Origin of the sequence: Fulvivirga lutea, assembly GCF_017068455.1 — a bacterium.
GTDB lineage: Bacteria > Bacteroidota > Bacteroidia > Cytophagales > Cyclobacteriaceae > Fulvivirga > Fulvivirga lutea.
In genome coordinates this window covers 297,529-311,681 of the sequence record NZ_CP070608.1, presented here as the reverse complement: position 1 = coordinate 311,681, position 14,153 = coordinate 297,529, and the positions used below count along the sequence as shown (strand labels likewise).

Here is a 14,153-nt window from a genome sequence, read left to right as displayed (position 1 = left end):
CTTATACGTGCATAATTTCTGCTTCTTTTTTGTCAAGAATGTCGTCTACCTTTTTAGTAAATTCATCGGTTAGCGACTGCACATTATCTTCCGCACGTTTAATTTCATCTTCAGAGGCACCTTCTTTCTGAAGCTTTTTAAGTTCATCATTAATTTCTTTTCGTGAGTTTCTGATACTCACTTTGGCTTGCTCTCCTTCTGCTTTTGCTTGTTTAACCAATCCAGTTCTTCTTTCTTCGGTTAATTGAGGGATATTGATGATAATCTGTTCACCATCATTCTGAGGATTCAGTCCAAGGTTACTGTTGATTATACCTTTTTCAATTTCCGGAATTACACTCTTTTCCCATGGTTTAATAAATAGTGTTCTTGCGTCAGGAGCTGTAACCGATGCTACCTGATTTATTGGTGTTGGTGTTCCGTAATATTCTACCATTACACTATCGATCATGGCAGGGCTTGCTTTACCTGCTCTAATTTTACCTAATTCGTTTGTGAGGTGTTTAATGGCCTTATTCATCATTTCCTTACACTCGTCAAGGTACATTTTAATTTCTTCCATAGTTTATAAACGGGTTTATTAGGTTAATTTATTAATGTGCCAGCACTCTCACCTTCTAAAATATGCATAAGGTTGCCTGGCTTGTTCATATCAAATACTATAATCGGCAAATTATTCTCCTGACATAACGTAAAAGCTGTCATGTCCATAATATTTAAGTTTTTTTCATATGCCTCCTGGAAGGATAATTCTGAATATCTGGTTGCAGTAGGATCCTTTTCAGGGTCTGCCGTATAAACACCATCTACCCTAGTTCCTTTTAAAACCACATCTGCCTGAATTTCGATAGCTCGTAAACTAGCAGTTGAGTCTGTTGTGAAATATGGATTACCAATGCCCGCTCCAAAAATTACAATACGTCCTTTTTCTAAATGCCTGATGGCTCTTCTTCTTATAAATGGCTCACACACTTGCTCCATTTTAATGCCCGACATCAATCGTGTATACATTCCTGCAGATTCTAAAGCACTTTGCAATGCCATGCCGTTTATTACGGTGGCTAGCATGCCCATATAGTCGCCCTGTACTCTTTCAATGCCTGATGCTTCAGCTTGCACACCTCTGTAAATATTACCACCACCAATTACTATAGCTACTTCAACTCCCTGGTCCTGCACTGCCTTAATTTCTTCAGCGTATTGATTCAATCGCTTTGGGTCTATTCCATATTGGCCTTCGCCCATTAAAGATTCGCCACTGAGTTTGAGTAATATTCGTTTATATTTCATGTATTGATGATGTATTAAAATTTAGCAAATATAGTATGCTTCATTCAAACTTGATGATCAAAACTGAACAAGTACCTGATTTTTTTCTACGCTGTCACCTTTAGCTACTTTAATTGCCTTAATAACTCCGTCTCCCGGTGATTTTAATACGTTTTCCATCTTCATGGCTTCCAAAATCATAATGGAATCACCTTTCTTAACTTCATCACCTTCTTTCACATCTATTTCTAGGATCAGGCCAGGCATAGGTGCTTTTATCTCGTTAATCTGTGCATCGGCCAAATTATCTAAGCCAAGTTTTTCTAGCAGGAGATCTAATTTATCCTGTAATGCAACTTCAATTTTTTTTCCGTTTAGCTTTATTAAAACAACTTTCTCTTTTTTATCAACTGAAAGTATTTCGGCCCGGTAAGCCGTATCGTCTTTAATAATGTGAAACAGACGTTGATCAATTTTTGCAATATCCCATTCAAATGATTGATCGTCTACGATAATCTTATCCTTGGTAATATCTACCTCGTAATTCTTATCAGAAATGCTCGCTTTGTACATAGTAAAATATTAATACCTCCAAATATAAAATTTTAAGGCAACCTACCTGTCGCATCGTTAGAAATAATCCCTTTACCATGGGGTATCTATCATTATTCGTCTACCTTTGCACCATCAAGGGGTGCCTGTAAGGGCTGAGATTATACCCATAGTTCCTATGATTCAACGGAACTGAACCTGATCCAGGTAATGCTGGCGTAGGGAGGTATGTTAAATTGTTTAAGGGAATTCCCCTCTCCCTTAGTTGTTTAACTTTTAATAATTTTTAAAATGAGAATTTTAATCTCTTCATTTATGGTGTTATGCACCATTACATTGAGCTATGGTCAATACGACCTAACAATTAAAGTGCTAGATGATTCAACTGATGATCCATTACCAAATGCAACTCTGGTGTTGGGAGATATCATTGGCGCTTCCAACTTAAATGGCGAATTTACTTTTACAGATTTGCCCAAAGGCTTTTATCCTTTAAGGGTATCCTATGTTGGTTATTCAGGTATTGAGAAGTCTATACGTATTCCAGATACAAAGCAACTTAGCATTAAATTGGAATCAGAGGCATTTCTTACTGATGAGGTGGTAGTGTCATCCACCAGGGCTTCTGAAGATACTCCCATGACATATACTTCTGTAGATAAAGAAAGTATTGAAAGCTTGAACCTTGGACAGGATTTACCCTTCATACTCAATTTCACGCCTTCACTTGTAACGACTTCCGATGCCGGAGCAGGAATCGGTTACACGGGGTTACGAATAAGAGGTTCCGATGCTACCAGAATAAATGTTACTATCAATGGAATTCCTCTTAATGACAGTGAATCTCAAGGTGTATTCTGGGTGAATACTCCTGACTTAGCTTCATCTACTAACAATATCCAGATTCAACGAGGTGTTGGTACTTCAACCAACGGTGCTGGTGCATTCGGAGGTACTGTAAATATTCAAACCAATGCCAGAAAGTCTGAGCCTTATGCAGACATAGTAAATTCGTTTGGGTCATTTAATACCAGAAGGCATACTTTGGGATTTGGCACAGGCCTTTTCAACAAATACTGGACTATCGATGGCAGGCTTTCAAAAATAGAATCCGATGGCTATATCGATCGTGCTTCTTCTGATTTGCAATCTTATTACTTTGCTGGAGGATTTTACAAGGACAAGACCATGGTAAAGGCCATTATGTTTGGCGGAGCAGAGCGAACCTATCAGTCGTGGTACGGTACTCCAGAGGCTGTATTAGAAAATGATACTGAGGGAATAGAGGCCGTAATTATTAATAATGGGCTCAATGAATTGCAAGCTGAGAATATTAAAAATTCTGGTCGTACATTCAACTGGTATCTCTATGATAATCAGGTAGATGATTACAAACAAGACCATTATCAGCTGCATGTTTCCCAAGAATTAACGCCTAACCTGGTTGCCAATATTTCTGCGCATTACACTTATGGAAGAGGTTTTTTTGAGCAATATCGTTACGAGGATGATTTTGAAGACTATGGTTTAGAACCCGTTGCCTTGGGAGACACGCTTATCGAATCGTCAGATATTATTAGACGTAGGTGGCTGGATAATGATTTTTATGGCTTTACCTATTCAGTAAACTATACCAATGATAAGTTTGATCTAACGGTAGGCGGGGCAGCTAACAGATATGATGGTGACCATTTTGGAGAATTAATTTGGGCACAACTAGCCACTAATTTTCAAATTGAAGACAGGTATTATGATAATGTTGGAGTGAAAGATGATTTTAACTCTTTCGTTAAGTTGAACTACAACCTCAATGACAGACTTTCTGCGTATGTAGATATACAGTACAGATTTATTGGGTATGAGACCAATGGCACAGACAATGATCTTGTTGAAATTGATGTGAATGAAGAATTCAACTTTTTCAATCCTAAGTTTGGTGTCTTTTATCAAATGAGCGACAACCATTCGTTTTATTCCTCGTTTGCCGTGGCCAACAGAGAGCCCGTTAGAAATGATTTCATTGATTCACCTACTACACCTAAAAGTGAACGACTAAACAACTTGGAATTAGGCTATAAATTCGTGAATTCCAAAATGCAGATAGGAATTAATGGTTATTACATGGACTATCAAGATCAATTGATTTTGACTGGTGAGTTAAATGATGTTGGAGCTTCTGTTAGAACAAATGTTGAAAATAGCTATAGAGCGGGTATAGAATTAGTAGGGGGCGCACAATTATCAAGGCGCTGGAATTGGCAAGCTAACCTCACTCTGAGCAGAAATAAAATAGAGGAGTTTAACGAAGTACTCTATGATTACGGCCAGAATTTTGATGAGTTTAACATCATTACCAATAATTATTCTGACACCGATATCGCATTTTCTCCCAATGTTATTGCCGGGTCACAACTTAAATTTACTCCTGTGAATAATGGGGAGATTACTCTTCTTTCAAAATATGTTGGTGAACAATTTTTGGACAATACGAGTAACCCGAATAGAAAGCTGGATGCCTATTTTGTGAACGACCTAAGGCTGTCTTATACGGTTTTATCAAATCATTTTAAGGAACTGACTTTCTCAGTATTGATAAATAATGTGTTTGACGAACTATATTCTTCCAACGGCTATACTTTTGGATACTTTGCAGGGCCTGGATCAGAAATTCGGGAGAATTATCTCTACCCACAAGCTACTAGAAATTTTTTGGCTAGTGTTACTTTAAGATTATAGTGGTAATACCAAACTCAAGGGTTAATTTTGAAATAAATTAACCCTTGATGTCAATAGAATATTCAAAGCCAGTCAATTTTTCCTTTTCAGGATTCATCAAGTTAACCAGGTTTTGGAATCTTGTGATCATTGTATTTGCCCAATATTTCACGGCCTTTTTTTTACTGGAAAATGCATCAGTTATCACCAGCCTCAACCTTGCAATTTTGTCGGGTTCAACAGTAATAATTGCCGCAGCGGGCTACATTATCAATGATTATTATGATGTTAAAATTGATTTGATTAACAAACCCCAGCGTGTTGTAGTAGGTAGAATTTTAAAAAGAAGAGTAGCTATGATTCTCCATACTGCACTCAATTTTATTGGCATAACAATGGGTTTTCTTCTCGGCTACAAAATAGGGTTACTTAACTTTATTTCTGCATTACTTTTATGGAGCTACTCCAACCAACTAAAAAGAACTGTGCTTGTAGGCAATCTTGTGGTTGCTTTATTAACTGGGTTATCCATTTATGTTATAGCTATTTATTTTGAGCCAAATAATAACTATATACTAGGGTATGCACTATTTGCCTTTTTTATGACCTTAATAAGAGAGATAATAAAAGATTTGGAGGATTTAAAGGGCGACTCAACTTTTGATTGCAGAACATTACCAGTTGTTCACGGCCCCAGGAAAACTAAGCTAATCATCTATATAATTTCGGTTTCTCTGTTGCTCTCTTTGTGCTCTCTTTTCTATCTAAGAATAGGAGCATCTATGTTAACAATGGCACTGTTACTCATTGGGCCTTTGGCATACTTATTTTTAAGATTGCGTAAAGCAGATACGGTGAAGGAGTTCAATTACCTTAGTAACTATTGTAAATTAGTAATGCTGGCAGGCATAACTTCAATGGCCTTTTTTTATTAATACTTCAATGATCAGACTAGCAATTTTTGCTTCCGGAAGTGGTTCTAATGCACAGAATATTGCAGAATATTTTAGTGAATCAAATGATATAGAGGTAAGTCTCATTCTATCAAATAATTCCAAAGCCTATGTGCTGGAAAGAGCCCATAAATTAGATATTCCAACAGCCATTTTTTCAAGAGATTCATTTTACAAATCAGAAGAGATACTAAAAGTTCTGGCCAATAATAAGATTGATTTTATCATTCTAGCCGGTTTTATGTGGTTAGTTCCAAGGTATTTGGTGGAGGCTTATCCAAACAAAATATTAAATATCCACCCTGCCTTACTGCCTAACTTTGGTGGTAAAGGAATGTATGGCGATCATGTGCATAAAGCGGTGAAAGCAGCAGGAGAAACGGAGTCTGGCATTACCATTCATTATGTGAATGAGAAGTATGATGAAGGCAACATTATATTTCAGGCAAAATGCCAATTAACATCATCAGACACTCCGGAAACCATAGCTGAAAAAGTGCACGCACTCGAATACGAACATTACCCTAAGGTAATTGAGACTGTAATTCAAAAGTCTTTCAAAAATTACTAGCTTTGCGGCTTTAAATTTAAAGCCGCTACATAATGTCATCAGTAAAAATCAAATCTGCATTAATATCAGTTTATTATAAGGATAATCTAGAGCCAATTGTAAAGCTATTAGCAGCTAATGGCGTGCAGATTTTTTCTACTGGAGGTACTCAGAAATTCATTGAAGATTTAAGTGTGAGTGTAACTCCCGTGGAAGAAATGACTACTTATCCATCGATTTTTGGAGGTAGAGTTAAAACGTTACATCCGGCCATCTTTGGAGGAATTTTGTACAGAAGAGAATTAGAAGATGATGTTAAAACTGCATCAGAATATAATATTCCGAGCATCGACTTAGTAATCGTTGATCTTTATCCATTCGAAGAAACAGTTGCTTCAGGCGCTGGTGAATCTGACATAATTGAGAAAATAGATATAGGTGGCATCTCACTAATAAGAGCTGCAGCTAAAAATTATAAAGATGTATTAATCGTTTCTTCGCGAGAACAATACTCGCAGGTAGAAGAAATTTTGGCTAGTAAAAAATGCTCTACAGAACTGGAAGATAGAAAACTATTTGCAGCTAAAGCGTTTGATATTAGCTCACATTATGATTCTGCAATCTTCAATTACTTTAATGAAACACAAAACATTCAGGTGTTTAAGCAAAGTGTGCGAAATGGTAGTGAATTGAGGTATGGTGAAAATCCGCATCAGCAAGGCACATTCTACGGCAAGCTGGATGATATGCTTGAGCAATTGAATGGGAAGGAGCTTTCTTACAACAATTTAGTGGATATAGATGCAGCAGTAAACCTGATAGAAGAGTTTGATGAAACGGCCTTTGCCATATTAAAACATACCAATGCATGTGGCGTTGCAACAGCATCTTCTGTAAAAGAAGCCTATGAAAAGGCCTTTGCTGCCGATACCATTTCAGCATTTGGTGGTGTATTAATTACTAATAAGAAAGTGGATAAAGAAGCGGCAGAGGTAATGCACGATTTGTTCTTTGAAGTGTTAATCGCTCCAGATTTTGATGCAGAGGCGCTGGAGCTTTTAAAGGGCAAAAAGAATAGAATTCTATTAAAGCAAAAGACGCCACTTACGACTAAAAAACAGTTTAAGAGCCTACTAAACGGTGTAATTGAGCAGGACAGGGATTTGAAAACAGATGCCTTAGAAGACCTGAAAACAGTTACAAAAAAGCAGCCAACAGAGTCTGAAATGAAGGCATTAATCTTTGCAAGTAAAATCGCCAAACACACCAAGTCAAATACGATCGTTTTAGCTAATGAGGGTCAGTTGTTTTCAAGTGGGGTAGGGCAAACATCAAGAGTTGATGCTTTAAAACAGGCCATACAAAAGGCTAAAGTTTTCGGTTTCGATTTGAACGGAGCTGTAATGGCATCTGATGCATTTTTCCCTTTTCCAGATTGCGTAGAAATTGCAAATGGCGAAGGAATTTCAGCAGTAGTTCAGCCTGGCGGTTCAATTAAAGACCAAGATTCAATTGATTTTTGTGATAAAAATGACATGGCTATGGTATTTACCGGGGTGCGTCATTTTAAACACTAAAAATGTTTTTATATTTAATCGATTAAGGAAAGTAATTTGTAATTTTCCACACTTAGATAAAGCCAAAATTTAGTAAGGGATAACATGGGATTGTTTGATTTTTTTTCCAGCGACATTGCGATAGACTTAGGTACTGCCAATACGCTGATTATCAATAAAGATAAAATTGTTGTAGATGAGCCTTCGATCATCGCCATAGACAAGAACACGAATAAGGTGTTAGCTATTGGTCGAGAAGCAATGCAAATGCATGAGAAGACGCACGATAACATAAAAACAATTCGCCCGCTAAAGGATGGTGTAATTGCCGACTTCCATGCTGCTGAGCACATGATTCGTGGAATGATCAAAATGATTGATCAAGGAAAGAGGTTTTTCCCATCATCTCATAGAATGGTAATTTGTATTCCTTCAGGTATTACGGAAGTTGAGAAGCGAGCAGTTCGTGACTCTGCTGAACATGCCGGAGCTAAAGAGGTGTATATGATCCATGAGCCTATTGCAGCAGCGATTGGTATTGGGATAGATATCGAGCAGCCTGTAGGCTCTATGATTGTAGATATTGGAGGTGGTACAACTGAAATTGCAGTAATTGCTTTATCTGGTATCGTGTGCGATCAGTCCATAAGAGTTGCCGGTGATACTTTCAATAGAGATATTCTAGACTACATGAGAAGGCAGCACAACTTACTAATCGGTGAGCGTTCAGCTGAAAAAGTAAAAATTGAAGTAGGTTCTGCCCTTACAGAATTAGATGATGGCCCTGAAGATTACGAAATAAGAGGTAGGGATTTAATGACTGGTATCCCGAAAGTTATTAAGATTTCCTATTCTGAAATTGCCTTTGCGTTAGATAAATCAGTATCAAAAATTGAAGAAGCTGTACTAAAAGCATTGGAGATTTCTCCACCTGAGCTTTCGGCAGATATTTACGATAACGGTATTCACCTAACAGGTGGGGGAGCATTGCTCAGAGGCCTGGATAAACGGTTGGCTTTAAAAACAAAATTACCGATTCACATTGCTGAAGATCCTTTAAGAGCAGTGGTGAGAGGTACAGGTTTTGCTCTTAAAAACCTCAATGCCTACAAAGCGGTATTGATGGTTTAACATTCAATAAAGCGCGTGAATGCAACGATTATTTCTGTTTCTATATAAGTATAGAGCCTTTCTGACATTTCTGTTTTTAGAGGCGCTATGTATTTGGTTTATAGTTCAGAATAATAATTATCAATCTGCTAAATACTTTAACTCCTCAAATCGGATCAGTGCTAATTTACTAGCCACGTCAAGAGGCATTTCTGATTACTTTAATCTAAAGGAAGTAAATACCGATTTGGCTGAAGAAAATGCCAATCTTAGAAGGCAACTGGAGCAATTGGAACAAAGTCTCTACAACATCAATGTTCGTCAGCGCCAAGATGATGAACTTCTGAATCAATACGAATTTATTCCTGCCAAGGTGATTAAAAACTCCACGAGAAAGTTCGAAAACTACATTACCATTAACAAAGGAACAAAACATGGAATTGAACCAGGAATGGCCGTCATTAATAATAATGGGGTAGTAGGTAAGGTGAAAGAAGTTTCCAGAAACTTTAGTGTTATTATATCCATTCTTCACGGCAATTCAATGGTATCATCGAAGATTAAAAGAACGGGAGATTTATGTACTGTTAAGTGGGATGGCGAGGATTATTTGACTGCTAATGTGCTTTACTTACCTCGGCATGTTAATCTTACTGCAGGAGACACGATAGTTACCTCCGGCTATAACGCCATTTTCCCGGAAGGAATACCTGTAGGAACAATTGAGTCATTCGAAATTAGTGAAGATGCCCTCTTCTATGACGCTGATATTAAATTATCAACCGATTTGAACCGGCTTTCATATGTGTATCTGATTAAAAACAACTTAAAAGTAGAGCAAGACTCTATTGAGTCACTAGTAAACTAATGGGTTCAAAACTAACCATACATATTATTTCTTTTTTTGGTTATGTGCTCGTACAGGGTCTCATTTTGCATAATGTTGTTCTTTTTGATATGGCATTTTGCTTGGCCTATGTAGCCTTTCTTTTATGTCTCCCTGTTGATATCGGCATTCTTGCCGGTCTGTTACTGGGCTTCTTAACCGGATTGTCGGTGGATATTTTTTATGATACGTTAGGTATGCATGCTTTTGCTTGCGTGTTTATCATGTACATTAGAAGCTACTGGCTCAATATGATTACACCTCAAGGTGGCTATGACGTGGGAACTTTGCCTACCATCAATTTAAATGGCTGGCAATGGATGCTAGGGTATATTTTTCCAATCGTCTTGTTACACCATTTGGTCCTTTTTTACATCGAGGCATCGAGCTTTAATTTGTTCTGGTTCACTTTATCAAAAGTGATATTGAGTACAATTTTTACAACTGGAGTAATTTTTATAGGTCAATATCTGTTCTACAGAAGTAGAAGATCATAATGGATAACACTCGTAAACATATCATCCAGTTACTCATAATTGTAGTTGCTGCTACATTCCTCATTAAGCTCTTTGCAATTCAGGTACTTGACTCTAAATATGCACAGGCTGCCAACAGTAACATCATCCACAAGGTAATTGATTATCCTTATAGAGGAATAATTTACGATCGTAATGGTGACTTGATTGTTTATAACACACCACAATATAATCTAACCGTTATTCCGAGCGAAGTAAAAGCAATGGACACTACTCACTTTTGCGAGTTGTTCAATATTACGAGGCAGGAGTTTGAAGAAAAGTTAAAGGTGGCTAAGAAGTTTTCTTATGTTCAGCCATCAATATTTATTAAACAATTAAGCAATACTGATTTAGCAAGAGTTCAGGATTATCTGGTCAATTTCTCAGGCTTTGATATACAGGCTAGAACAACAAGAGCATACACAAGGCCAATACTTTCAAATGCTCTCGGATACGTTAGTGAGATTTCGAAAAGGCAACTAGAAAGAGATACATTGGATTACTATCAACAAGGTGACTATATAGGCCAAAGTGGAATTGAGGCATATTATGAGAAATATCTGCGAGGTAGGCGTGGAGTGAAGTATAAAATCAAGAATGTTAAAGGTGTTGAAAAAGGTGATTTTGAAGATGGTAAATATGATACACTTTCAATACCAGGTCAAAATCTAGTGTCAACGATAGATTTAGATCTTCAATCGTACGGAGAAATGTTGTTAGAAGGTAAATCAGGAAGCATCGTGGCTTTGGAGCCTTCTACAGGAGAGATATTGTCGTTAGTATCAGGCCCTTCTTATGACCCAAGCTTACTTACAGGCAGAAACTATAGTAAAAACTTTGCAGAAATAAGTGCAGATACTGCGAAGCCTTTATTCAATAGGCCTTTGATGGCACAGTACCGCCCGGGGTCAATCTTTAAAATCATACAGGCAATGATTGGTCTGGAGGAGGGTGTCATTTCTAGGAGCACCTATATTCCTTGTATAATGTTTCCCATGAAATGCCATTATCATGGGCCGGGGGAAACGCTCATCGGAGCAATTACAAATTCTTGTAATCCATATTTCTACAATGTGATGAAAAGGGTAGTAAATAGGGGCGTTTCTAATGATCCTTATGAAGATACTCGACTAGGATTAAAAATATGGAATGAGCATGTGAAGACCTTTGGCTTAGGTGAGCCCTTAGGTATTGACTTGCCTAACGAGAAAAACGGATTGGTACCCAATGTGTCATATTATGATCGGGCTTATGACAACAGGCCTTGGAAATACTCTAATATTTATTCGATTGCGATTGGTGAAGGGGAGAATCTGGTTGTACCTATTCAAATGGCAAACTTTGCGGCTATTGTAGCCAATAGAGGTTACTATTATATACCCCATTTGGTAAAATCGATCGGTGACACAGGAGAGCCATTACCAAAATATCAGGAAAAACACTTTACATCTGTAAGCCCAGAGTATTTTGATATTGCTGTGGAAGCTATGGCCGAGGTAGTTAATTCAGGAACTGGCCAATACCGGGCTAAGCTAAAAGATATCGAAGTATGTGGTAAAACTGGAACGGTGCAAAATGATCCGATGCCTGACCACTCAGTTTTCATTGCCTTTGCTCCAAAAGATAATCCCAAAATTGCTGTTTCGGTTTATGTGGAAGATGCCGGACAGGGTGCAAGAGCAGCTGCTTCCATTGCCAGTTTAATGATTGAAAAATATTTAATCGGTGAAACACAGCGCCCTTATATTGAGGAATATGTGAAGAAAGGAGAATTTTTACATTGAGTACTAGAGACGATATATCGAATAATATTGATTGGCTAACAGTATTGCTGTTCTTCCTTATAGCGATATTAGGATGGATGAATATTTTCGCTGCAGTGTATGATGAATCTGCCAATCAAAGTATTTTTGACATGTCACTAAATAGTGGGCGCCAGTTAGTATTCCTTGGCTCGTCCATTATTCTAATTATTGCCATAATGGTGGTAGATTTTAAGTTCTACGACACCTTTGGCTACTTCATTTACGGAGGTATAATCTTACTTCTGGTATTTGTATTATTATTTGGCCGCGAAGTAGCTGGTTCAAAATCTTGGTTTGAATTGGGTCCAATGAGATTGCAGCCTTCTGAGTTTGCCAAGTTTGCCACAGCCATTGCAGTGGCTAAGTTTATGAGTTCTACAGGCTTTAAGATTGATAGGATCAGCAACCAAATTATTTTGTTTATAATAATTGGCCTACCAGCCATCCTTATCATTCTTCAAGGCGATACTGGTACGGCATTAGTCTATAGCATCTTTGTATTTGTATTCTTTAGAGAAGGTATGTCGCCTACCTTGTTGATTTTAGGAACCGCAAGTGCAATAATTTTCATTCTCACCTTATTGGTACCTAATCATCTATACTTATATATTGGTATAACAGCTTTGGCAGCAGCCACCATCTTATTCATTAAAAAGAAGACCTTCAAAACAATAGCATTGGTTGTTGCCGGAGCTTTAATAGTTTCCGGAGTTATCAGAAGTGTAGATTATATTATTTCAGATGTCTTAAAACCTCACCAGCAAAATAGAATTAAAGCGTTAATCAATCCAGATGCAGATCCGCTAGGTTACGGCTGGAATGTTACACAATCTAAAATCGCTATCGGTTCAGGAGGTTTTACTGGTAAGGGCTTCCTCAAAGGCACACAAACCAAGTTCGATTTTGTTCCTGAACAAAGCACAGACTTTATTTTCTGCACTATTGGAGAAGAACATGGCTGGTTGGGCAGTTTGATAACTATAGGCTTGTTTACTGTACTGCTTCTGAGAATAATTCACATTGCTGAACGGCAGAAATGGAAGTTTGCCAGAGTATATGGCTACAGCGTGGCCTGCATTTTATTTTTTCACTTTGCAGTAAATATTGGAATGACAATCGGGTTGTTTCCCGTAATTGGTATTCCATTGCCGTTGTTCTCTTACGGAGGCTCTTCCCTTTGGGGCTTTGCCATTCTGCTTTTTGTGCTGATTAAATTAGATGCTCATAGAAGCCAGGTGTTGATCCACTAGCCCAGCCTCTTGTTAATCAGCTCCACAAATTCTTCGAATTCTTCACCTTCTATATTCCAATGAGGAAATTCCTGATAGATATGATCTAATGCCTGTTTTCTATCGCTACACTGATCAATAAAATCTAAAGTCTTCTTCATCAGCTCTTCATCTCCATTAAACAATGCATTCTGAAACATAAAACGCTGATTAATAGTTAACCCTGAGGCCATACTCTCTAAGGATGATTGCTCATGCATTTCTGCTATTGTGGTTTCATTCGTGGCGAGGGTATCATTTAAAGTATCCTTTGTCTCTTTAACTTCAATTTTAACCTCATTTTCAACAGACTTAACCGGCTCAGGCTTGGAGATGTCGCCATAAATATCCGTTTCTGAAAGTGGCTCTACTTCATTAAATGAATCATAATAAGTATCAATTTCTTCAGGTCCTGACTCAATTTCATGAAGAACTTCGGCCAGCATTGATGGGTAACTGCTTTCACCCCCTTTGCTCGATTCCATTTTTTCAATTATCAGTTCAAGGATGTTGTTATTTACCTTCACATACTTTTTGATAGATTTCAAATTTTCTACTGTGATTTCTCCACTGTAATGATCAGAGAGGTGCTCATAATAATCGAAAGGTGAGAAAATGAGTAAAATGCTCTCTTCAACGGCCTTCTCTAACAATGGTGTAAAAGCTTCCTTCTTAACAGAAATATTCCTCGAAAGTACGTTCATAAAAGACTTTAAAGCCTCCTGTACTTTAGGCGAACTGTAATCAAAATACGGACTTTTAAGATTGTCAATTTCTTTTTGCCAGGCTTCGAATAACCCTTTAACCACGAATGAATTTACCTGGCTTATACTTGTCGCTTTTTTAATTTGTTCACCATCAATCGATTCCTTGGTTGAAAAAAGATTGTTAACAATGGTGGTTGAAAATCTTTGACTGTAGCTCTTAATTCCTTTTCTATTAAGAATGTTATCCATATTTAGTGTGCCCTT

General features: G+C 37.5%; 13 protein-coding genes. 9 read left to right on the top strand and 4 right to left on the bottom strand.

From position 1 onward, the window contains the following. Window position 1 precedes the first annotated feature (1 nt). Genes frr through JR347_RS01590 form a run of 3 tightly spaced genes read right to left on the bottom strand, consistent with a single transcriptional unit; the run spans window position 2 to window position 1,842 of the window. Entirely contained in the window at window positions 2-562 is a 561-nt protein-coding gene (gene frr, locus JR347_RS01600; protein WP_205722318.1) for a ribosome recycling factor, read from the bottom strand. A gap of 23 nt (window positions 563-585) precedes the next feature. Next, the gene (pyrH, locus tag JR347_RS01595) at window positions 586-1,290 is read right to left on the bottom strand and encodes a UMP kinase (RefSeq protein WP_205722317.1); all 705 of its coding nucleotides are present in this window, start codon (window positions 1,288-1,290) and stop codon (window positions 586-588) included. 57 nt (window positions 1,291-1,347) lie between these two features. Next, window positions 1,348-1,842 carry an acetyl-CoA carboxylase biotin carboxyl carrier protein subunit gene (locus JR347_RS01590; RefSeq protein ID WP_205722316.1) on the bottom strand — a complete coding sequence of 165 codons (495 nt, stop codon included), beginning with the start codon at window positions 1,840-1,842 and terminating at the stop codon, window positions 1,348-1,350. 270 nt (window positions 1,843-2,112) lie between these two features. Here JR347_RS01590 and JR347_RS01585 point away from each other — a divergent pair, with 270 nt between their 5' ends. From JR347_RS01585 to rodA, 9 genes are all read left to right on the top strand, one after another. Continuing rightward, complete coding sequence (locus JR347_RS01585) at window positions 2,113-4,557, top strand: TonB-dependent receptor (RefSeq protein WP_205722315.1); 2,445 nt, start codon at window positions 2,113-2,115, stop codon at window positions 4,555-4,557. 47 nt (window positions 4,558-4,604) lie between these two features. Then, entirely contained in the window at window positions 4,605-5,471 is an 867-nt protein-coding gene (locus tag JR347_RS01580) for a geranylgeranylglycerol-phosphate geranylgeranyltransferase (RefSeq protein ID WP_205722314.1), read from the top strand. A 7-nt stretch (window positions 5,472-5,478) separates the two neighbouring features. Next, window positions 5,479-6,060, top strand: a complete 582-nt coding sequence (purN, locus tag JR347_RS01575) for a phosphoribosylglycinamide formyltransferase (protein ID WP_205722313.1) — start codon at window positions 5,479-5,481, stop codon at window positions 6,058-6,060. A 32-nt stretch (window positions 6,061-6,092) separates the two neighbouring features. Continuing rightward, complete coding sequence (gene purH, locus JR347_RS01570; protein ID WP_205722312.1) at window positions 6,093-7,616, top strand: bifunctional phosphoribosylaminoimidazolecarboxamide formyltransferase/IMP cyclohydrolase; 1,524 nt, start codon at window positions 6,093-6,095, stop codon at window positions 7,614-7,616. A gap of 84 nt (window positions 7,617-7,700) precedes the next feature. Further along, window positions 7,701-8,726, top strand: coding sequence for a rod shape-determining protein (locus JR347_RS01565; RefSeq protein ID WP_205722311.1), 1,026 nt, complete (start codon window positions 7,701-7,703; stop codon window positions 8,724-8,726). A 19-nt stretch (window positions 8,727-8,745) separates the two neighbouring features. Then, window positions 8,746-9,573, top strand: a complete 828-nt coding sequence (gene mreC / locus JR347_RS01560; protein ID WP_205722310.1) for a rod shape-determining protein MreC — start codon at window positions 8,746-8,748, stop codon at window positions 9,571-9,573. Next, window positions 9,573-10,088 carry a Rod shape-determining protein MreD gene (locus JR347_RS01555; protein ID WP_235689727.1) on the top strand — a complete coding sequence of 172 codons (516 nt, stop codon included), beginning with the start codon at window positions 9,573-9,575 and terminating at the stop codon, window positions 10,086-10,088. Before mreC ends, JR347_RS01555 begins: the two co-directional genes overlap by 1 nt. Continuing rightward, the gene (locus JR347_RS01550) at window positions 10,088-11,893 is read left to right on the top strand and encodes a penicillin-binding transpeptidase domain-containing protein (RefSeq protein WP_205722309.1); all 1,806 of its coding nucleotides are present in this window, start codon (window positions 10,088-10,090) and stop codon (window positions 11,891-11,893) included. The genes JR347_RS01555 and JR347_RS01550 overlap by 1 nt, the downstream gene beginning before the upstream one ends. Next, window positions 11,890-13,164: a rod shape-determining protein RodA gene (rodA, locus tag JR347_RS01545; protein ID WP_205722308.1), complete on the top strand. Its 1,275-nt coding sequence runs from the start codon at window positions 11,890-11,892 to the stop codon at window positions 13,162-13,164. Before JR347_RS01550 ends, rodA begins: the two co-directional genes overlap by 4 nt. Here rodA and JR347_RS01540 read toward each other — a convergent pair. Next, window positions 13,161-14,138, bottom strand: a complete 978-nt coding sequence (locus JR347_RS01540; protein ID WP_205722307.1) for a hypothetical protein — start codon at window positions 14,136-14,138, stop codon at window positions 13,161-13,163. The two genes, rodA and JR347_RS01540, sit on opposite strands and share 4 nt — an antisense overlap. Window positions 14,139-14,153 lie beyond the last annotated feature (15 nt).